Below are 20,758 nucleotides of genomic sequence, written 5' to 3' on the forward strand. Positions count from 1 at the left end.
CCCCTCTTGCCCCAACACCAGAGGGGGTATGCCCGCGCGCCTAGCCGTCATCGGTGGGGGGATGGCGGGGTTGGTGGCCGCCTATTACGCCCAGCGAGCCGGGCTCGAGGTTAGGGTGCTCGAGGCCGCCCCCCGCTTTGGCGGGAAGCTCTTCTCGCTGCGCGGGGAGGGGTTCGTGGTGGAAGCCGGGGCTGACTCCCTCCCGGCGACCCCCGAAGTGCTCGAGCTGGCCAGGGAGCTCAACCTCACGAAACGCCTCCTCTCCCCCCACGCCAACTCCAGCTACCTGCTTTACCGGGGTAAGGTCCAGGCCCTCCCCCAAGTCCCCCTGGCCCAGCTCCCCTGGGCCATCCGCCCGCTGCTCTCCCCGGCAGGGCAGCTGCGGCTGGCCTTTGAACGGTTCGTAGGCCCAGCCGCCGACCCCGACGAAGCTTTGGGATCGTTTATCCGTCGCCGCTTCGGAGAGGAGGCCTGGGCGATCCTGGCCCGCCCCCTCAGCCACGCCGTGTACGGGGCCGACCCCGAGGATCTCTCGGTGCGCTCGACCTTCCCGGAGTTGTGGGAAAGCGAGCAGAGGAACGCCTCCGTACAACAACCCGCCGAGGCCATCTCCCTGGAGGACGGAATGGGAACTTGGATCAGCGCGCTGCTGCAAAGCCTCGAGGGAAAGGTGCAGCTCGGCTGTGGGCTCGAGGTGGTAGCGATGGGGCGGGAAGGAGAGGCGTGGCAGATTTTTACCCCCCAGGGTCGGCTCGAGGCCGAGGCAGTGATCCTCGCCACCTCTGCGCAGCGCGCTGCTCGCATCTTGCGCCCCATCTACCCTCAGGCCACCGCTCTGCTCAACCAGGTACCCACCCTCCCGGTCGCGACGGTGGCGCTGGCCTTCCGGGAGGAAGGCTTGCCGAGCCTGCCCGGCCACGAGGTAATCCTGGACGGAAACTATCGAGCCGAGAGCTTTCTTTGGGCGAGTCAGCGTTGGGCGGGGCGGGCTCCTGAAGGCTTCCAGTGGGTACGGGTGAACTTCGCCAAAGAGGCGGCGCGGCTGGGAGATGCCGAGCTGGTGCGCCTAGCCCAGGTCGAGCTCGAGCGCTATGTGGGAAGCGCAAGGATGCCCAAGCCCTTGGCGAGCTGGTCGTTCCGCCTGGGTACGATCCCCATCTATCAAGTCGGCCATAAGCGCCGGGCGGAGGCCATCGAGGGGGCAATAGACCGAATGCCGGGAGTCTACACCGCCGGGTTGGGCCTCCGAGGTCTCAGCTTGGCGGATAGCGTACGGGAGGGGCAGAAGGCGGTCAGGAGGGCCCTCAACTACCTGGCCCTCTCCCCCGCCTCGCCCACCCCCTAGCCGAGGGAAGCCACTCATCCTAGGAAAGGCCGCAAAATCGCCCCTACCTGCCCCGTCTCGATCAAAAAGGCATCGTGCCCGTGAGGGCTTTGGATCTCCTCGTAGCGCCCGCCGGCCAGCTCTGCCGCATCGCGAACCTCCGAAGCGGGGTAAAGCACATCGGTGTCGATCCCTACGAAGAGGGAGGGAATGGGTTGAAGGCGCTCCAAAGCCGCCGCCACCCCGCCCCGGCCCCGGCCCACGTCGTGGGTATCCATGGCCAGCGAAAGGGTTAAGTAGGCGTTGGCGTCGAAGCGGCGGATGAATTTCTCCCCCTGGTAGACCACGTAGCTCTCGCCCCGCTCGGGAGCCTGCCGCCAGCGCTCGGCAAAGGATCTGGGAGCGCGGTAGGAGAGCATGGCGATCGAGCGGGCCAGTTGCAATCCTAGGGGCTGCTCGCTGTAGTAACCGCCCCGATACGCCGGGTCAGCGGTGATGGCATCGCGCGAAAGCCGGTTGAAAGCCCTAGCCCACGGCCCGTGGACGGGTGGGGCCGCCAACACCACCATCTTGCGCACCCGCTGAGGAAACAAGAGGGCGAACTCCATGGCCACCATCCCCCCCAGGCTGCCGCCGATCACCGTGACCTTTTCCACCCCCAAGAGGTCCAACAGCCGGGCCTGGGCTCGAGCCAGGTCGCGGATGGTGAGCCGGGGGAAGGTCGGGCCGTAGGCCAGTCCGGTCCGGGGGTTAGGGGTGAGGGGGCCGGTGCTGCCGTAGCAGCTACCGATATGGTTGGCGCAGATCACGTAGTGCCGCGCCGGGTCGAGGGGCCTCCCCGCCCCCACCAGATCGTCCCACCAGCCCTGCGGACCGAAAGCCTGCTCGAGCGGGCTCAGCCCCTTGAGCGCCAGCTCGCCGTAGGTTCCAGCCAAATGCGCACTCCCGGTGAGGGCGTGGAAGACCAGGTAAGCGTTGTCCTTGGCCGAGTTGAGCCGCCCGTAGGTCTCGAAGCGCAGCCGTAGCTCGGGAAGAAGCCCGCCGTGCTCGAGGGCGAAGTTCTCCTCCTGGAGGATAGCCGTGCAAGGAATGGGCTCTTGGGCGATATCGGGCTGGGGTACGGGTAAGCGCAAAATCGCCCCGTGCTCTCCCCACACCTCCCAGACAATGGGCTCGGATTCGGGTTGGAACGGTTCGCGCACCACCTGAACCTCCCTTGAGGTCACACGCCGTACGCCGAAGGTTTTTTCGACCTGCGACGCACGGCTCAATCTGCCGCCACCGAGGTCTTGGCCTGCAACGCCTGCTTGAGGTCGGCCTGGAGATCCTCCAGCGCCTCGATCCCCACGCTGAGCCGCACCAGCTCAGGGCTTACCCCAGCGCGGAGCTGCTCCTCGGCGGAGAGCTGGGAGTGGGTGGTAGAGGCCGGGTGAATGGCCAGGGTACGGGTATCGCCCACATTGGCCAGGTGCGAGACGAGCTCGAGACGGCCGATGAAGCGCTTGGCCGCCTCGTAGCCCCCCTTGAGCCCGAAGGTGAGCACCGCCCCCGGCTTGCCTTTGAAGTACTTGACGGCCTTGGCGTAGCTGGGGTGGTCCTCCAGCCCGGGGTAGTTGACCCAGGCCACCTCCTCCTGCTCGCGCAACCAGTGGGCGAGGGCAAGGGTGTTGTGCACTGAGCGCTCAGCCCGAAGGGAAAGTGTTTCCAACCCCAGCAGCAAGAGCCAGGCCTCGAAAGGACCCAGGGCCTGCCCCTGGTCGCGCAGGCCGTCCACCCGGGCCTTTAGGATAAAGGCCAGGTGGCCGAAGGCCTTGGTCAGCTCGAGGCCGTGGTAGCCGGGCTGGGGCTGGGTGAGCAGGGGGTAGCGCCCGTTCTCCCAGTCGAAGTTGCCCCCGTCCACGATCAATCCCGCGATAACCGCCCCGTGCCCGCCGATCCACTTGGTGGCCGAGTGCACCACCACGTTGGCCCCCCACTCGAGGGGCCGGAACAGGTACCCCCCCTGGCCGAAAGTGTTGTCCACGAAGAGAGCGATGCCACGTTCCTGGGCGGCTTGGGCAATATTCTCAAAGTCGGGAATGTTAAGCGCCGGGTTCCCCACCGACTCGAGGTACCAAAACCGGGTGTTGGCGTCGGTCAGGGCGATGAACTCTTCGGCGGTCTCGGCCCGGCTGGTGAAACGGCTCTCGATGCCCAACCGGGGCAGGGTAACTTTGAACTGGTTGATACTCCCGCCGTAGAGATTGGGGGTGCTGACGAAGTTATCCCCCGCTTGAGCGATATTGGTAATCGCCAGAAACTGCGCCGCGTGCCCCGAGCTGGTAGCGAGCGCAGCAGCCCCGCCCTCGAGCGCGGCGATGCGCTTCTCCAGCACGTCGGTGGTGGGGTTCATGATGCGGGTGTAGATGTTGCCGAACTCCTGCAGCCCAAAGAGCCGCGCCGCGTGGTCGGCGTCCTTGAACTGGTAGCTGGTGGTGGCGTAGATGGGCACCTGGCGGGCCCCGGTGCTGGGGTCGGGGCTATAGCCGGCGTGGAGCTGTAGGGTCTCGAAGCGGAGCTTCTTCTCGGACATATCGAACTCCTACCGCGTTTGGATTTGGGGCGCTGTCTGGCCTTTGCACACGCTTTGGGGTAGGAGTTTATAAAGAAAAACTCCCATCCCGATTCGTTCTCTTGGCTGGCGTGTGCCAGCGAATCTGGAAGGGAGTCACTGTGCCTAGCTCGTCCCTTCTCTCATCTTTCCCGGGCGTTTCCCCCGTCCGGGTCGGAATTGGCACCTTTGGTAAGCCACAGTCGGTGATGGGCGAATGGGCTTACCGGGTTGCCGCGACTTCATCGGGCCGAATCCCTCAGTCGCTCTGGATAAGAGAACGCACCTCTTTGTTGCCGCGCCCCGGCGCGGTTAGAGGTGAGTGTAGGGGTTGGCCGGGCGGCTGTCAAGCTTCTCCGCCCGAGGCAGCAGCCCGCAGGCTGTCATCCTTGACGTTTGGTATACCAAAGCGTATACTTCTTTCCAATGCGTGGCATCTCCTGCATCCTAGGCCCCCGAGCTCCGTGGGCCTGATGGTGCCGTACCCCCAGAAGCCCCGGAGCGAACCATCTCCGGGGCCTTTGCTGCGCGTAGAGGAGGAAGCCTGATGGGAAAAAGCCTGTACGAAAAGGTCTGGGAAGCCCACGCCATCCGCACGCTGCCGGGCGGCCAGACTCAGCTTTTCATCGACACCCACCTCATCCACGAGGTCACCTCGCCCCAAGCGTTCGGCATGCTCAAGGACCTGGGGCTTCGGGTGCGCTTCCCCGAGCGCACCTTCGCCACCGTGGACCACATCGTGCCCACCCATAGCCTTCTTGAGCCCTTCGCCGATCCCCAGGCCGACGAGATGATCCGAAAGCTGCGGGAGAACGTGCGGGAACACGGCATCACCTTCTTCGACGTGACCAGCGGCCTGCAGGGCATCGTGCACGTGATCGGGCCCGAACAGGGCATCACCCAGCCAGGCATGACCATCGCCTGCGGCGACTCCCACACCTCCACCCACGGGGCCTTTGGGGCCATCGCCTTCGGCATCGGCACCACCCAGGTGAGGGATGTGCTGGCCACGCAGACCCTGGCCATGAGCAAGCTCAAGGTGCGGCGCATCAACGTCGACGGGCGGCTGCGGCCCGGCGTGTACGCCAAGGACGTGATCTTGCATATCATCAAGGTGCTGGGCGTCAACGGTGGCCTCGGCTATGCCTACGAGTACGGCGGCAGCGTATTCGACAACTTCAGCATGGAAGAGCGCATGACCGTGTGCAACATGAGTATCGAAGGCGGAGCGCGCTGCGGCTACGTCAACCCCGACCAGACCACCTTCGACTACCTCAAAGGCCGCCCCTATGCGCCCAAGGGAGCCGAGTGGGAGGCGGCAGTCGAGCGCTGGAAGGCCCTGGCCTCCGACCCCGATGCCCACTACGACGACGTGGTGAACATTCGGGCCGAGGAGATCGCCCCTACCGTGACCTGGGGCATCAACCCCGGCCAAGGCTGCGCCATCACCGACCGCGTGCCCGACCCCGCCGACTACCCCGAGTCCGCGCGGGCGGGGCTCGAGGAGGCCCTCCGGCACATGAAGCTTCGGCCCGGCCAGCCCATCAAGGGGGTGAAGGTGGACGTGGCCTTCCTGGGAAGCTGCACCAACGGGCGCATCTCCGACTTCCGCGAGGTGGCGAAGTACCTCAAGGGGCGCAAGGTAGCTCCCGGCGTGCGGGCCATCGCGGTGCCGGGCTCGCAGGTAGTGGCCAAGCAGTGCGAGGAGGAGGGCATCGCCGAGATCTTCCGCGAGGCCGGCTTCGAGTGGCGGGGCGCGGGCTGCTCGATGTGCTTGGCCATGAACCCGGACAAGCTCGTCGGCGACGAGCTGTGCGCCTCCTCCTCCAACCGCAACTTCAAGGGGCGGCAGGGCTCGGCTACGGGCCGCACGGTGCTGATGAGCCCGGTGATGGTGGCCGCGGCGGCGGTGACGGGCGTGATCAGCGACGCGCGCGAGGTGTTCGGAGTGAGCGATCTGGTAAGCGCCTGAGCTCCTTAGGGAGACTTAGCTGCCCGAAAGGATGCAAGTGGTATTTTTAGGCCGTGAGCAGGAAAAGCACTTCCGAGCGGGTTCTGAACCCGTACCTTGGCCTGGGTGGGCAGAAACTTTTCGGCCTGGCTATGCCCTTTGCAAGGGTAGATGGGGTATTAGGGTGAGGTCTTCCGCCTTACGCATCGTTGGGGGGGTTGGCCTGGTGCTCTTGGGCGTGGTGGTTGCCGGTCTTGGAATCGCCCTTTCGGGATTCGCTGGGAAAGCCGTATCTCCCCAGGGTTATGTGATCCTAGCTGCGGGCTTAGCCCTTTCAGGCCTGATGGTTACAGCAGGAATCGTGGTTTTGCTGAGCGTGTTCAAAGAGTAGGAGGAAAAGTGGCCCTCGAACCGATCAGACAAGTCATCGGACGTGCCGTGCACGTCCCCGGCAACGACATCGACACCGACCGCATCACCCCGGCCCGCTACCTCAAGGTGGTCACCTTCGACGGGCTGGGCGAGGCGCTGTTCTACGACGAGCGCTTCAATCCCGACGGTTCGGAAAAACCTCACCCCCTCAACGACCCCCGTTTCAAAGGGGCCAGCATCATGCTGGTGGGGGCCAACTTCGGCTGCGGCTCCTCCCGCGAGCACTCGCCCCAGGCCATCTACCGCGCCGGTTTCCGCGCCCTCGTCGGGGAGAGTTTCGCCGAGATCTTCTTCGGCAACGCCACCGCGCTCTCCATGCCCTGCGTAAGCGCGGACAAAGCCGATATCGAACGCCTGGCAGCGGCGGTGGAGCACAACCCGGCCCTCGAGGTCACCGTGGACGTGGAGCGGCTCGAGGTGCGCTACGCCGACCGGTCTTTCCAGGTGAGGCTACCCGAATCCGCCCAAAAAGCCTTGGTCTCGGGCCGCTGGGACCCCATCGCCGACCTGCTCGAGGCCGGAAGCTTGCTGGAAGAGTTTGATCGCAAACTGCCCAAGGCGGTGAAAAGTTGACGTGCCCTACGCGCGCCAAGCGTAAGGCGTAGGACGCTTGGCAGAAAGGAAACCATGCCCAAAATCGCCCTGCTCCCCGGTGACGGCATCGGCCCCGAAGTAACCTATGCCGCCGTAGACGTGCTCAAGGCCGCCGACGAGGTGTTCGGCCTGGGGCTCGAGTTCGAAGCTTTCCCCTTCGGCGGCAATGCCATTGATTCCCACGGCGAACCCTTTCCCGAGGTGACCCAGCGGGGCTGCCTCGAGGCCGACGCCATCCTGCTGGGGGCCATCGGCGGTCCGAAGTGGGACAACGTACCCCGCGACATCCGCCCCGAGACCGGATTGCTGGCCCTGCGCAAATCCCACGGCCTCTTCGCCAACCTGCGCCCGGCCAAGGTGCTGCCCGGCCTAGAAGCCCTCTCCCCGCTCAAACCCGAGATCGCCAGGGGGGTGGACGTGCTGGTGATCCGCGAGCTCACCGGCGGGATCTACTTCGGCACCCCCCGCGGGATGAACGCAGAAGAAGCCTGGAACACCGAGCGCTACTCCCGCCTCGAGGTTCTGCGCATCGCCCGGGTGGCTTTCGAGGCCGCCCGCAAGCGGAGGGGACAGGTGTGCAGCGTGGACAAGGCCAACGTGCTCGAGGTCGGCGAGTTCTGGCGCAAGGCGGTGGAGGAGGCGCACCAGGACTACCCCGACGTCGCGCTCGAGCACCAGTACGTCGATGCCATGGCCATGCACCTCGTCACCAAGCCGGGGCGCTTCGACGTGGTGGTGACGGGCAACATCTTCGGGGATATCCTCTCCGACTTGGCCTCGGTGCTGCCCGGGAGCCTGGGCTTGCTGCCCTCGGCCAGCCTGGGCGAGAAGACCCCGTTGTTCGAGCCGGTGCACGGCTCGGCCCCGGACATCGCCGGAAAGGGGGTCGCCAACCCCACCGCGGCCATCCTCTCCGCGGCCATGCTGCTCACCCACGCCCTCTCCCGCCCCGACGCGGCCAAGGCGATCGAAGACGCCGTCGCTCAGGCGCTCGCCGCGAACCCCACCCCCGACCTGGGCGGCAAAGCCCGCACCGCCGAGTTCACCCGACAAGTTGCGGAGGCTGTGCGACGGATTGAAGCTCGCGCCTGAAACCTGGAATCTATAAGCCATGAAGCTCAAAGGGCAAACCTTTATCATCACCGGGGCCAGCCGCGGCATCGGCGCAGCGCTGGTCATGGAGTTGGCCAAAGCCGGGGCCAACGTGGTCCTGGGGGCGCGGAACAAAGGGGCGCTCGAGACGGTGCGCGAAGCGGCAAAAGGGCTTGGGGTGGAGGCGGCAGCGGTGGCGGGAAGCGTCGCCGACGACGGGGTGGCCCGGCAACTGGTGGAGGCCGCCAAGGCCCTCGGGAACTTCGCGGGGTTCGTCCACAACGCAGGGATCCTCAACGCGGGTCCTTTGGTGGTGGAACTCCCCGAGCCCCAGTACGACGAGATCCTCGAGTCCAACCTCAAAGGCGGCTACCAGCTAGCCCGCTACAGCTACCCCAACCTGCGGCCCCAGGGAGGGGTGGCGGTATTCTTGGGCTCTGGGGTCGCCGAACACCACATCCCTGGCATGGGAATATACGGCGTGGCCAAGGCCGCCGAGGAGTACCTGGCGCGGCAGCTGGCGCTCGAGGCCCCCGAAGTGACCTGCTTTATCTACCGCCCCGGCATCGTCGAGACCGACATGCAGCGCCAATTGCGCGCAGCGGAGGGGGGCGGGGCCACTGCATTGCGCCCGCTCTTCCAGGGCTACAAAACCCAAGGCCGGGTCCTCTCCCCCGAGCAGTCCGCCCGCACGCTGGTGCGTATCCTGGAGGGCGAAGCCCACAAATTCCACGGTAAGATAGCCACGTATCGCGACGCCTAAGCGTCAACATAGGCCATACGAAAGTACGACGCACCGGAGGTGCAACCCATGCGCTCTGACGTGATCAAACAAGGCCCACAGCAAGCTCCTGCGCGTGCGATGTTGCGTGCGGTGGGGGTGACGGATGACGACTTCAAGATTCCCTGGGTAGGCCTCGTGAACACCTGGACCGAAGGGATGCCCTGCAACTTCCACCTGCGCGAGCTGGCCGCCGACCTCAAGGCGGGGGCCAAGGAGGCCGGGCTGCATGCCTTCGAGTTCGGCGCCCCGGCCATCTCCGACGGGATTAGCATGGGCACGGTGGGGATGCGAGCCTCGCTCATCAGCCGCGAGGTGATCGCCGACTCCATCGAACTCATCGCCCGGGGCTACCTCTACGACGGAATGGTGGCGCTGGTGGCCTGCGACAAGACCAACCCCGGCGGGATGATGGGGGTGATCCGCGCCGACGTGCCAAGCCTGGTGCTTTACGGTGGCTCCATCGCCCCCGGAGTCCTGCGCGGTAAAAAGCAGACCGTGGTCTCGGTCTTCGAGGCGGTAGGGCAGTACGCCGCAGGCAAAATCACCGAGGAAGAGCTGGCCGAGGTCGAACGCACCGCCATCCCCGGCCCTGGGGCCTGCGGGGGGCAGTACACGGCAAACACCATGGCCATGGTGCTGGAGGTGATGGGCTTCTCCCCTATCGGCTACAACGCCATCCCTGCCATCGCCCCGGAGAAGAAAGCCGCCGGACGAAAGGCGATGTATGTCCTGGCCGACGCCATTCGGGAAAACCGCACGCCCAAGAGCTTCCTCACCCGGCAGTCCTTCGTCAACGCGATCGCCGCGGTGGCCGCCACGGGCGGCTCGACCAACGCGGTCTTGCACCTCCTGGCGGTCGCCCGCGAGGCGGGGGTCAAGCTCGAGCTCGACGACTTCGACCGCATCTCGCGCAAAACCCCGGTCATCGCCGATATGCGCCCCTGGGGCACCTACACCGCCTGGGAACTGTGGGAGGCCGGAGGCATTCCGCTCATCATCCGCCGCCTGATCGAAGGAGAGATGATCGACGGCAGCCAGATGACCATAACCGGTAAGACCCTGTGGGAAGAGGTCAAGGACGCCCCCGAGACCCCCGGTCAGCAGGTGGTGGTCCCGCGGGAGCGGGCTTTCAAAGCGGAGGGTGGCCTACGCGTCCTCAAGGGCTCATTGGCCCCCGAGGGGGCGGTCTTGAAGCTCGCCGGCACCGAGCGCAAGCAGTTCCGCGGCCCGGCCCGGGTCTTCGACGGCGAACCGCAGGCGATGAAGGCGGTGCTCGAGAAGCAGATTCGCCCCGGCGACGTAGTGGTCATCCGCTACGAGGGCCCTAAGGGAGCCCCCGGAATGCCCGAGATGCTCTCGGTGACCAGCGCCCTGGTAGGGGAAGGGCTGGGTCCGGAGGTGGCTTTGGTGACCGACGGGCGCTTTTCGGGCGGCACCAGGGGGTTGATGATCGGGCACGTCGCGCCGGAAGCTCAGGTTGGCGGGCCGATCGCGCTGGTCGAAGAGGGAGACTTCATCTCGATTGACTGTGACGCGGGGAAGCTCGAGCTGGAGGTTTCCCCCCAGGTGTTGGAAGCGCGCAGGGCTAAGTGGAAGGCCCCGGAGCCGCATTACCAGAGCGGGCTGTTTGCCCGCTACGCCAAACTGGTGAGCAGTGCGAAGTATGGGGCGGTGCTAGAGGCGGAATAGCGGCCACCAAACCGCCATGGCAGGGTTTCGCATAAACCCCGCCCAAAGCGCTCTGACGACCGGAAGTCCGCTGCTTTGCGCAACGGCCCTTGCCGCGCCCATCCCCGCCGTGCTTTCACGTAGCGAAACACGCAGGGCACACCCATTTTGGCCCAGAACCCCGCTTCGCTTGGGAGCGGTTCGGCGGTCCCAACCCGCTCGAGTCCCTCCGAAGACGCGATTAAACAGAATTAGGTGGGGCTTCGGCGGGGAGGGGCTCGAGGTACACCCCGGCGATCTTCCAACTCCCATCCGGCTGGCGCTCCATCAGGTAGTAGGCCCGGTAGCGCAGCCCTTCTCCGTCGGTGACGATGAGCACCTGAGTAGGTATACCTTGCAACAAACCGATGGCACCGAACTCCACCCGGGCTGGGCGATAGAGGGGCAGGTACCCCTGTTTGACCATCTGGAGAAAGCGCTCGGGGGTCTGAAACTTTTGGCGGATGCCCGGAGCGGCGAAGGAGAAGGCCCGCCCCGCATCGTCCTGTTGAAAAGCCGCCAGTTGTGCCTCTATCACCGCACGGATCTCGGCCTGTTGTTGCAGCGGTATGTCGGTAAGCCGCTGAGAAAGGGCTACGGCCGCCAGCAAAAGCCCCACCGCCACCCCAATTCGCGCAGCCATACCTCAAGATGGCGATCGAAGGCGGTGGGATGTGTCGCCTGCCCCACGGTTTAGGGCTTGAGAAACTCCAAGGTGGCCCTAGCCAGCAGTTCCACCGCCACCGGCAAGGCCCGCTCGTCATCGATGTCGAAGCGGGGGTGATGGTGGGGTTGGTTCTTCCCCGTGGCGGGGTCTCCCGCCCCCACCCAGAAATACACCCCCGGAGCCCGGTTCAGGAACTCGGCCATGTCGTCGCCGCCCATCACCGGGGGGGTCTCGAGCACCCGCTGCGGCCCTACCACTTCGCTCGCCAGAGCGCGGAAACGCTGGGTCAGCTCGGGGTCGTTGACCACTGCCGGCGAGCCATCCCGCCAGGCGATCTCAGCCGTCCCGCCCATCGCCAGGGCGATGCCCGTAGCCACCTCTTCGATCCGGCGCACCAGCTTGGCCCGCAGCGCAGCGTCAAAAGTACGCAAGGTCCCCTTGAGGGTGGCGGTCTCGGGGATGATGTTGTGGGCGCCTTCCCCGGCAGTAAGGGTGGCGATGGTAATCACCGAGGTACCCACCGGGTCGGTCTCACGGCTCACCAGGCTTTGCAAGGCGGTGATGATGTGCGCCGAGATCAGCACCGTGTCCACGCCCTCGTGGGGCATGGCGGCGTGGGTTCCCTTGCCGTGCACGGTGAGGGTGAAGGCATCGGCAGCGGCCATGCTGGGGCCGGGCCGTATCCCCACGGTCCCGGCGGGCAGCAGGCTATAGAGGTGCAACCCAACCACCCGGTCCACGCCTTCCATCACCCCCGCCTCGATCATCGGGCGGGCCCCCCCTACGATCTCCTCGGCAGGCTGGAAGACAAAGACCACGTTGCCCTCGAGCTGGTCTTTCATCTCGCTGAGGAGGGTGGCCACATGGGCTGCTACCGCCGCGTGGCCATCGTGCCCGCAGGCGTGCATCACCCCGGGGTTCTCCGAGGCGTAGGGGGCTCCGGTGGCCTCGTGGATGGGCAGGGCGTCGATGTCGGCGCGGACCAGCACGGTCTTGCCCGGCTTGGCCCCTTTCAAGCGCGCCACCACGCCGGTGGTGGCGATGCCGGTCTGGACCTCGAGCCCCAAAGCGCGCAGGTGAAGGGCTAGCTTTTCGGCGGTGCGGAATTCCTGGAAAGCCAGCTCAGGGTGGCGGTGGAAATCGCGTCGCATGGCGACGAGCGAGGGGGTGAGGTCAGCGATGCGGTTTCGGATATCCAGCGGTGCGACTTGCATGTCCCCCAGCATACTCCCGCCGAGGGAAATTTGCGCCTCACTCCTCGAGCCACTCCGTCGAATAGCTCGCGGTCTTGGGAATCACGCAGATGAACTCGGCCGTCTCAGGATCGGGATTTTCGTACCAGTGAGGGGTGTCGGCAGGGATGTAGATGGCCTCCCCGGCTTTGGCTTCGAAGATCTCCTCCCCGATACCGACGCGCAGCCGTCCGGTGATCAAGAACTGCTCGTGCTCCACGCCAGGGTGCTTGTGGCGGGGAATCCGCCCGCCGGGCAGGATGGTGAACTTACGGGTGATGTAGTGAGGAGCGCCGTCCTCAGGGCCAATCAGTACCTGAATAAAGGCCTGAACCCCCCGCTCGACGGGACGGGAGGGGGCTTGTTGGGCGGAGCGCACAAAGCCTTTCACGTCCCCAGTCTACCAACCCGGGGCTAGAGGTCGGCCCATGCGGAAAGCGTTTCCAGGACCTCTTGGTCGGAGACTTGGGGGAAGTCTTGATAAAAAGCCCCCACGGCATCGAAAGGAACCGGCGTATACAAGCACACTACCTCGACCTGGCGCCGCAGGTGCTCGAGCGCCTCCGGCGGGGCCACCGGAACGGCCACCACTAGCCGCCGGGGCTGCTCGGCCCGCACCGCCCGAATGGCCGCTTCCATGGTGCTGCCGGTGGCGATGCCGTCATCGACGACCACCGCGTCACGGCCCGCGAGCGGGACCTTGGGCCGCACCGCACGGTAGCGCTCCGCCCGCTCGGCGATCACCGCCTGCTGGCGCCGGGCCTCGGCCTCGAGGTAGGCCTCGCTCGCGTAGCGGTGGGCATAGGGTTGCAGGTGGATCGAACCATCCTCCCCCACCGCTCCCAAAGCGAACTCCTCGTGCCCGGGAGCGCCGATTTTGCGCGCCAAGACCACGTCGGCAGTACCTCCTAAAGCTCGAGCCAGCCGGTCCGCCAGCACCACCCCGCCCCGCGGAATCCCCAGGACCACCGGGCGCTCGAGGCCATGCCGCAGGGCCTGGGCCAACAGCTCTGCCGCCTGTGCCCGATCACGAAAGCGCACCGGCTCCCACCCGGCCTTTGCCACACGGCTTCATCTGCGCCCTCTTGCAAGGATTGTTGCACCCGCTCGCGCTATTGGCAACCCCGCCCGCAAGGATCTCGCTGCTCAAGGCCGAAAATTCCGGCGACCCTTGAACTCGGTATAAATTTTCCCTAAGCTGGTAGGTACAAGTCGTTGCTTAAGAGGTGGAGGAGCGAATGGAGCGTCCTTGGTTCAAGCACTACGACCCCGGTGTCCCTAAGGACATCGAGTACCCCGAGGTTCCCCTGTGGTGGCTGCTCGAGCACAGCGCAAACCGCTACCCCGAGAAGGTCGCTTTGGAGTTTTTGGGCAAGACCTTGAGCTACAAAGAGCTCTGGGAGTCTGCTCGCCGTTTTGCTGAAGCCCTGCGCGTCCAGGGGGTGAAGCCAGGCGACCGGGTAGCCCTCATGCTGCCCAACACCCCGGCTTTCGTGATCGCCTTTTACGGCACCCTGATGGCCGGCGGTATCGCGGTGAATGTGAACCCGCTCTACACCGCCCGCGAGCTCCACCACCAGCTCATAGACGCCGGGGCTGAGACCTTGGTGATGCTCGATATGCTGTGGCCCCGCTACGCCGAGATCGCCCAGGAGGTCCCGGTGCGGCGGGTGATCACCAGCGGGCTCCAAGACTATCTGCCCTTCCCCAAGAACCTGCTCTATCCGATCAAGATGCGCCGGGAGAAGCGCTGGGTCAACCTACCCAAAGATCCCAGGCGCCTCGGGCTCAACCCCCTGCTGCGCTCCCACCCCCCCATCGCCGAGCCGCTGCGGCCCAACCCCGACGACGTAGCCCTGCTCCAGTACACCGGCGGAACCACCGGGATCTCTAAGGGGGCTATGCTCACCCACCGCAATCTGGTGGCTAACACCTACCAGACCATCGCCTGGTCCCCGGAAAGCAAAGCCCTCGAGGGCAAGGGCGTGATGCTGGGGGCTATCCCCTTTTTCCACGTCTATGGGATGACCGTGGCCATGAACTTCGGCCTCGCCTTGGGATATAAGATCGTGCTCCTGCCACGGCCCGAAGTCGCCGCCTGCGTGGAGGCTATCGAAAAGCACAAGGTGACCCACTTCCCCGGGGTACCCACGCTGTACACCGCGTTCAATCACTTCCCCGGCATCCAAAAGCGCAAGATACACACCATACGCGTCTGCAACTCGGGCTCGGCCCCCCTTCCCCTCGAGGTGATGGAGCGCTTCGAACAGCTCACCGGGGGCAAGGTGCTCGAGGGGTACGGCCTAACCGAAGCCGCGCCGGTCACCCACTCCAACCCGGTCTCCGGGTTGCGCAAAAAGGGCAGCGTGGGTTTGCCGCTTCCGGGAGTGGACGCCAAGATCCTGGGACCCGATATGCAAGAGCTTCCCCCGGGAGAGGTGGGGGAGCTGGCGGTGCGCGGGCCTAACATCATGAAAGGCTACTGGAACCGCCCCGAGGAGACCGCTAAAACCCTGGTCATCGACTGGCTCCTCACCGGCGATATGGCCAAGATGGACGAAGACGGCTATTTCTACATCGTAGACCGCAAGAAAGACGTGATCATCGCGGGCGGGTACAACATCTACCCCCGGGAGGTCGAAGAGGTCCTCTACGCCCACCCGGCCATCCAGGAAGCCTGTGTGGTGGGGGTGCCGGACAGCTACCGCGGCGAGACCGTGGCGGCGTATGTGGTCCTCAAGCCGGGAGCTAGCCTGAGCGAGGCCGAACTCGAGAAGTACTGCCGGGAAAACCTGGCCGCCTTCAAGATTCCCCGCATCATCCAGTTCCGCAAGGAGCTGCCCAAGTCGGCGGTGGGCAAGATCTTGCGGCGGCAGCTGCGGGAAGAAGCGATACAAGCCCAAAAGGTCTCGAGCTGAAGCTGAATTTTCCCGCCCGAAGCGCCCTCCGGCTTCGGGCGAGGTCCCTGCACCACCGCCTCACCCTTAGCGTCAGCGCGCTGTGTCCGTGAGCCTCGAGCGCTCCACCGCCTGGGCGAAGATCCGGGCCGCCTCGTCCACCTCGGCCTCGGTGGTGAATCGCCCCAGGCTAAACCGCACCGAGGCCCGGGCTTCGGCCTTGCTGCGACCTATGGCGGTGAGGACATGGCTGGGCTCGAGGCTCCCTGCGCTGCACGCCGAGCCCGAGGAGGCGCACACCCCCATCAGGTCGAGGTTGAGGAGCAGGCCCTCGCCATCCGCATCCTTGGCCGTGACGTTGACGTGCTTGGGGCTCCTGTGGGTAGGGTGGCCGTTGAGCTCTACCCCGGGGAGGGCGAGCAAAGCGCGCTCCAGCCGACGGCGCAGGGCCAGCAACCGAGGGGTTTCTTCGGAAACCAGCCGCGCCGCCTTCTCAAGCGCCAAGGCCATCCCGTAGAGGGCGGGGAGGTTCTCGGTGCCACCCCGAAAGCCTTGTTCCTGCTTGCCGGGGGCGATAGGGAAAAGCTCGAGGCCTTTGCGCAAGTACAAAGCCCCGGCGCCTTTGGGGCCATAGAACTTGTGCGCCGCCAACGAGAGCATATCCACCCCCAGCTCCTGGATGTCGAGCGGCAAGGTCCCCGCCATCTGTACCGCGTCGGTGTGGAAGACGACCCCCCGCGCCCGGCAAACCTCGGCCATCTCGCGCACCGGGTAGAGGGTGCCGAGTTCGTTGTTGACGGCCATCACGCTCACCAGCAGGGTATCGGGGCGGAGGGCTTGGGCCAGCTGGTCGGGATACACCATGCCGGTAAGGGGTTCCGGCTGGAGGTAGGTGACCGCGTAACCCAGCCGCTCGAGCCCCCGCATCGCGGTGAGCACGGCGGAGTGTTCCACTTGGGTGGTGACGAGGTGGCCCTTACCCCGCGCGAGGGCATACCCCAAGATCGCCAGCGCATCCGCTTCAGATCCGCCGGAGGTGAAAATCACCTCGCGGGGGCGGGCCCCGATGGCCCTGGCTAGCCGCTCGCGGGCCTCCTCCAGCAGCGCCTTGGCCTTTCTTCCCGCGGCGTGCACCGAGCTGGGGTTCCCCCAGGCCGCGAAGGCTTGCGCCATCGCGGTGCTCACCTCTGGGTCCAGCGGGGTGGTGGCGGCGTAGTCCAGGTAGATCACGCTACACCTAGGCTGGCCGCTCGGCAGGCTCAATCTGGATGAGCTTGCGGGCCTCAATAGCCCGGCGCTGCTCGATCAAGTCCTTGAGCGAGGTGCTCCCCAGCACCCCGCGCATGGCCAGGTCCACCCGCTTCCACAGGGCTTCCGTGGAGCAGTGCCCGGTATGGTAGCACGACTGCGGGTCGTCCAAGCAGGTGACCGGGGCCAGGCTGCCCTCGAGGGCCTCTACCACCTCGAGCGCGGTGAGCTTCTCCGGCGGTTTCCCCAGCCTGTACCCGCCCTTGGCCCCGCGTACGCTGCGGATGAACCCGGCTCGGCGCAGTTGGGCGGCGATCTGCTCAAGGTAGTGCTGGCTGATGCTCTGGGCCTCAGCCACATCCTTGAGCGGGACCGCCTCCGGAGCGCGCAGACCGATCTCCACGAGCGCCCGCAAGCCATACTGGGATTTGGTGGAGACCCACATACCTCTACTATAATCCCGTATAAACCACCTGACAATTGTAGATTTGCTCCGGCTTGTTACTCTACCCGCTCCCGCTGTCCGGTAGCGAAGGCCACCGCGAAGACCACCCCCTGTACCAGCACGATGCTGGCTCCGCTGGGTACGTTAAGCTGATAGGACAAGGCCAGACCAACCAGCGCCGTAGCAACCCCCAGCACGACCGAGAGCAACGTCATGGTGGCGAAAGTGCGGCTCCACAGGCGAGCGGTAGCCGCCGGGATCACCAAAAAAGCCCCCACCAACAACGCCCCCACCACCTTTACCGCTACCACGGTGGCCACCGCGACGAGCGCCGAGAGAAGGTAGTCCTGCAACAGCACCCGGCGGCGGTCGGCCAAGGCCAAGTCACGGTCAAAGGTGACGTAGGCCCAGCGACCCCACGCAGGGAGCAGGGCTAGGGTCAGCCCGAGAACCCCTAGCGAGATCCAGAGGTCGGTGGGGGTCACGGCAAGGAGCGAGCCAAAAAGATAGGCCAAGGCTTCGGCGGCATAGCCGCTTCGGAAAGAGAGGATCAGGATACCCAAGGCCAGGGCCAGCGCGAGGAAAATCCCGATGGCCGAGTCTTCCGCAAGGCCCGTCCTCGAGCGCACCCAGGTGATCCCCAACGCCACCAGCACGGTAAACGGCAGCGCCACCCATAGCGGCTCGGTATTGAAGAAAAGGGCAATCGCCACCCCCCCGAAGGCCGCGTGGGCCAATCCGTGCGAGAGGAAGGAGAGCTTGCGCTGCACTACGAAGGGGGCGTAGTAGCTGATAAACGCCCCCACCAGCACCCCGGCCAGCAGGGCGCGCTGAAAGAAAGGGAAAGCGAGGGCCTCGAGCATATCAGGGCATACGGGGCTGGAGGGCCTCGTTCAGGTGAGCATGGCCCACGTGACCGAAAGCCCGGCTTAGACACTCCGGGCAGAGCACCTGCGGGGGTGGGCCGAAGCCGATCACCCGGCGGTTGAGTAGCAGTACGTGGGTAGCGTGGTGGTGGGCGGCCTCCCAGTCGTGGGTGATCATCAGGATGGTCGCCCCCGAGCGCTGCTGGTAGGCCTCCAGATGCCGGTACAAATCCGCCTCCCCTACCGCGTCCACGCCCGTGGCCGGCTCATCCAGCAGGAGCAACCTGGGCCTGTGCACCAACGCGCGGGCCAGGTAGACCCTTTGCAGTTCCCCCCCCGAGAGCCGCCCCAGCGAGCGGTTCTCCAGGTGGGAAGCCCCCACCTGCTCAAGCGCCTCCCGAGCGGTCTGGCGCTCGGCGGGGCGGACCCGAAACGGCCAAGCCCGACGAATCCCCGAGACTACCAGCTCGAGGGCTAAAGCGGGAAAGCTGCGGTCGAAGCCCTTGACCTGGGGGACGTACCCCACCTGCCCCGGCGGCAGGGCGGCAAGCGGCTTACCGAAGAGCTGGAAACGGCCCCGCTCGGGTTGAACCAAGCCCAACAGCACCCGCAGCAGGGTGCTCTTTCCGGCCCCGTTGGGCCCCACGATGGCCACGAAGGAGCCCTGGGGGGCCGCAAAGCTTACGTCTTGGAGCGCTTGAAAATCGCCAAAGCGCACCCTGAGGTCTTGTACCTGAACCGCTGGAGCCACCATACCACCTGATAATACGCTATCAAATGCAGGGGGCAAATGGCACCGCGGTTACGAAGCCGCACAGGTTCCCTACTGGGCGGCTTTGAGTCGCTCCACCACGCTACGGTCCTCGAGGGTGGAGGTGTCGCCCTTGATCTCCGATTCTCCCGCGGCAATCTGCCGCAGTAGCCGGCGCATGATCTTCCCCGAGCGGGTCTTGGGCATGGCCTCGGTGAAGCGAATCTCGTCCGGGCGGGCGATGGCACCGATAGCCTTGACCACGTGGGCCTTGAGCTCTGCGCCCAGCGCATCCGAAGCGGTATGCCCCGCCTTGAGGGTCACAAAGGCCACGATCCCCTCCCCTTTGATGGGATCCGGGCGGCCTACCACCGCGGCTTCAGCCACTGCCGGGTGCGAGACCAGGGCGCTTTCCACCTCCATGGTGCCCAGGCGGTGCCCGGAGACGTTGAGCACGTCGTCCACCCGGCCCATGATGAGATAGTAACCGTCCTTATCGCGGCGGGCGCCGTCCCCAGAGAAGTAGTTGCCGGGGTACTGGCTCCAGTACTGCCGCTCATAGCGCTCGGGATCGCCCCACACGGTGCGCAGCATCGAGGGCCAGGGACGCTTGAGGATCAGGTGGCCACCCTCGTCGGCGCTGGTGATCGTTTTTCCGCTGGTGTCCACGATGTCCGGCTCGACCCCGAAGAAGGGCTTTCCGGCATGGCCGGGCTTCATCGGATGCACCCCCGGCAGGGTGGTGATCATGATCCCCCCGGTCTCGGTCTGCCACCAGGTATCCACGATGGGGCAGCGGCCCTTGCCGATCACGTGGTAGTACCATAGCCAGGCCTCGGGGTTGATGGGTTCGCCCACCGAGCCCAAGAGCCGCAGGCTCGAGAGCCGATACTTACCCGGCCACTGCTCTCCCCATTTCATGAACGCCCGGATGGCGGTGGGAGCGGTGTAGAGGATGCTCACCCCGTATTTGTCGATGATGCTCCAGATCCGCCCCTCGTCGGGCCAGTTGGGGGCTCCTTCGTACATCAGCGTGGTGGCCCCGTTCAGCAGAAGCCCATATACCACGTAGCTGTGCCCGGTAACCCAGCCCACATCGGCGGTGCAGAAGTAGGTGTCGGTCTCCTTAAGGTCGAAGACGTAGCGAGCGGTGAGGGCCACATAGACCATATACCCAGCGGTGGCGTGCATCACCCCCTTGGGTTTGCCGGTGGAGCCCGAGGTGTAGAGGATAAACAGCGGATGCTCGCTGTCCAATGGCTCGGCCTCGCAGCGGTCGGAGGCTCCTGCCATCAGCTCGTGGTACCAGTGGTCGCGCCCCGGCAGCATGGGCACCTCCTGACCGACGCGCCTGACCACCACCACATGCCGGACGCTTTCGGTGCTGGCTAGGGCCTCGTCGGCGTTGGCCTTGAGGGGAACCACCGAACCCCGCCGCCAGCCGCCGTCGGCGGTGATCAACACGGTGGACTGAGCATCGTTGATGCGCTCGGCTAGGGCCGAGGCCGAGAACCCTCCGAAAACCACGCTGTGGATGGCCCCGATGCGGGCACACGCCAGCATGGCGATGGCGGCCTCCGGGATCATCGGCAGGTAGATGGTCACCCGGTCACCCGGCTTCACCCCCAGCCCCTTGAGCACGTTGGCGAACTGACAGACCTCGCGGTGCAGGTCGTGGTAGGTGAGCACCCGGGAATCGCCGGGCTCGCCCTCGAAGACGATGGCCGCCTTGTTGCGGCGGGAGGCGAGGTGGCGGTCGAGGGCGTTGTAGGCCAGGTTGGTCTTTCCGCCCACAAACCACTTCGCGTAGGGAACGTTCCACTCGAGCACCTTCTTCCAGGGCTCAAACCAGTGAAACTCTTGGGCAAAGCGGCCCCAGAAACCTTCGGGGTCCCTCAAGCTCTCTTCGTACAGGGCTTGGTACTCCTCGGGCTTTGAGATGAGCGCAGCCCGCCTAAACGCCTCGGCAGGTTCGAACACCCGCTCTTCCTTGAGCACCGCTTCGATCCGATCCGCGTTTTGATCCATAATCCCCCTCCTGGTGGTTGTACACGCACCTTACACAGTGGATCTGGCTACCAGCTTATGGAGCTGCACGCCCCCCTGCAAGAATGGCAGACTTTCGCGCAATGTTCAAAAGGGGCGGTTTCTTGACGCGGCAAGGGGCTCGAGGTAATG

General features: G+C 65.5%; 18 protein-coding genes and 1 riboswitch. Of the genes, 7 read left to right on the forward strand and 11 right to left on the reverse strand.

Annotated elements, in window-relative coordinates; translation table 11 throughout:
* The first annotated feature begins 28 nt into the window (after positions 1 to 28).
* Entirely contained in the window at positions 29 to 1,345 is a 1,317-nt protein-coding gene (hemG, locus tag DNA98_RS09840; RefSeq protein WP_110529801.1) for a protoporphyrinogen oxidase, read from the forward strand.
* 14 nt (positions 1,346 to 1,359) lie between these two features.
* Here the strand turns inward: hemG and metX are convergent, their stop codons facing one another.
* A complete protein-coding gene (gene metX, locus DNA98_RS09845; RefSeq protein ID WP_110530659.1) occupies positions 1,360 to 2,529 on the reverse strand; it encodes a homoserine O-acetyltransferase in 1,170 nt (389 codons plus the stop codon).
* A gap of 62 nt (positions 2,530 to 2,591) precedes the next feature.
* Positions 2,592 to 3,896 (reverse strand): O-acetylhomoserine aminocarboxypropyltransferase/cysteine synthase family protein, encoded by a 1,305-nt coding sequence (locus DNA98_RS09850; protein WP_110529804.1) that lies wholly within the window; start codon positions 3,894 to 3,896, stop codon positions 2,592 to 2,594.
* A 158-nt stretch (positions 3,897 to 4,054) separates the two neighbouring features.
* Positions 4,055 to 4,193, reverse strand: a riboswitch (SAM riboswitch).
* A 268-nt stretch (positions 4,194 to 4,461) separates the two neighbouring features.
* Between DNA98_RS09850 and leuC the strand changes: the two genes are divergently transcribed.
* The 5 genes from leuC (at position 4,462) to ilvD (ending at position 10,456) form a co-directional block, all read left to right on the forward strand.
* The gene (gene leuC / locus DNA98_RS09855) at positions 4,462 to 5,886 is read left to right on the forward strand and encodes a 3-isopropylmalate dehydratase large subunit (RefSeq protein WP_110529807.1); all 1,425 of its coding nucleotides are present in this window, start codon (positions 4,462 to 4,464) and stop codon (positions 5,884 to 5,886) included.
* Positions 5,887 to 6,264: 378 nt separating this feature from the next.
* Complete coding sequence (gene leuD / locus DNA98_RS09860; protein WP_110529809.1) at positions 6,265 to 6,870, forward strand: 3-isopropylmalate dehydratase small subunit; 606 nt, start codon at positions 6,265 to 6,267, stop codon at positions 6,868 to 6,870.
* 54 nt (positions 6,871 to 6,924) lie between these two features.
* Positions 6,925 to 7,983 (forward strand): 3-isopropylmalate dehydrogenase, encoded by a 1,059-nt coding sequence (gene leuB, locus DNA98_RS09865; protein WP_110529812.1) that lies wholly within the window; start codon positions 6,925 to 6,927, stop codon positions 7,981 to 7,983.
* 19 nt (positions 7,984 to 8,002) lie between these two features.
* Complete coding sequence (locus tag DNA98_RS09870; protein WP_110529815.1) at positions 8,003 to 8,746, forward strand: SDR family NAD(P)-dependent oxidoreductase; 744 nt, start codon at positions 8,003 to 8,005, stop codon at positions 8,744 to 8,746.
* Positions 8,747 to 8,794: 48 nt separating this feature from the next.
* On the forward strand, positions 8,795 to 10,456 hold the full coding sequence (gene ilvD, locus DNA98_RS09875) for a dihydroxy-acid dehydratase (protein WP_110529818.1): 1,662 nt from the start codon (positions 8,795 to 8,797) through the stop codon (positions 10,454 to 10,456).
* Between the two features lie 220 nt (positions 10,457 to 10,676).
* Here the strand turns inward: ilvD and DNA98_RS09880 are convergent, their stop codons facing one another.
* From DNA98_RS09880 to DNA98_RS09895, 4 genes are read right to left on the reverse strand one after another with little or no spacing between them, the layout of a single operon-like run.
* Positions 10,677 to 11,117, reverse strand: coding sequence for a DUF4864 domain-containing protein (locus DNA98_RS09880; protein WP_110529821.1), 441 nt, complete (start codon positions 11,115 to 11,117; stop codon positions 10,677 to 10,679).
* A gap of 50 nt (positions 11,118 to 11,167) precedes the next feature.
* Positions 11,168 to 12,355, reverse strand: a complete 1,188-nt coding sequence (locus DNA98_RS09885) for a M20 family metallopeptidase (protein ID WP_233493175.1) — start codon at positions 12,353 to 12,355, stop codon at positions 11,168 to 11,170.
* Positions 12,356 to 12,392: 37 nt separating this feature from the next.
* Positions 12,393 to 12,764: a cupin domain-containing protein gene (locus DNA98_RS09890; RefSeq protein WP_110529824.1), complete on the reverse strand. Its 372-nt coding sequence runs from the start codon at positions 12,762 to 12,764 to the stop codon at positions 12,393 to 12,395.
* A gap of 23 nt (positions 12,765 to 12,787) precedes the next feature.
* Positions 12,788 to 13,414 carry a phosphoribosyltransferase gene (locus tag DNA98_RS09895; RefSeq protein WP_110530663.1) on the reverse strand — a complete coding sequence of 209 codons (627 nt, stop codon included), beginning with the start codon at positions 13,412 to 13,414 and terminating at the stop codon, positions 12,788 to 12,790.
* A 197-nt stretch (positions 13,415 to 13,611) separates the two neighbouring features.
* Between DNA98_RS09895 and DNA98_RS09900 the strand changes: the two genes are divergently transcribed.
* Positions 13,612 to 15,291, forward strand: a complete 1,680-nt coding sequence (locus DNA98_RS09900) for a long-chain fatty acid--CoA ligase (RefSeq protein ID WP_110530665.1) — start codon at positions 13,612 to 13,614, stop codon at positions 15,289 to 15,291.
* 72 nt (positions 15,292 to 15,363) lie between these two features.
* Here DNA98_RS09900 and DNA98_RS09905 read toward each other — a convergent pair whose 3' ends face one another.
* From DNA98_RS09905 to acs, 5 genes are all read right to left on the reverse strand, one after another.
* Positions 15,364 to 16,500 (reverse strand): cysteine desulfurase family protein, encoded by a 1,137-nt coding sequence (locus tag DNA98_RS09905; RefSeq protein ID WP_110529827.1) that lies wholly within the window; start codon positions 16,498 to 16,500, stop codon positions 15,364 to 15,366.
* Positions 16,501 to 16,507: 7 nt separating this feature from the next.
* Positions 16,508 to 16,963, reverse strand: coding sequence for an Rrf2 family transcriptional regulator (locus DNA98_RS09910; RefSeq protein WP_110529830.1), 456 nt, complete (start codon positions 16,961 to 16,963; stop codon positions 16,508 to 16,510).
* A 56-nt stretch (positions 16,964 to 17,019) separates the two neighbouring features.
* Positions 17,020 to 17,826, reverse strand: a complete 807-nt coding sequence (locus DNA98_RS09915; RefSeq protein ID WP_110529833.1) for a metal ABC transporter permease — start codon at positions 17,824 to 17,826, stop codon at positions 17,020 to 17,022.
* Position 17,827: 1 nt separating this feature from the next.
* Positions 17,828 to 18,583 carry a metal ABC transporter ATP-binding protein gene (locus tag DNA98_RS09920; protein WP_110529836.1) on the reverse strand — a complete coding sequence of 252 codons (756 nt, stop codon included), beginning with the start codon at positions 18,581 to 18,583 and terminating at the stop codon, positions 17,828 to 17,830.
* 69 nt (positions 18,584 to 18,652) lie between these two features.
* On the reverse strand, positions 18,653 to 20,608 hold the full coding sequence (gene acs, locus DNA98_RS09925) for an acetate--CoA ligase (protein WP_110529840.1): 1,956 nt from the start codon (positions 20,606 to 20,608) through the stop codon (positions 18,653 to 18,655).
* Positions 20,609 to 20,758: the final 150 nt, after the last annotated feature.

The organism is Meiothermus sp. Pnk-1 (assembly GCF_003226535.1).
In the GTDB taxonomy this organism is placed as follows: domain Bacteria; phylum Deinococcota; class Deinococci; order Deinococcales; family Thermaceae; genus Allomeiothermus.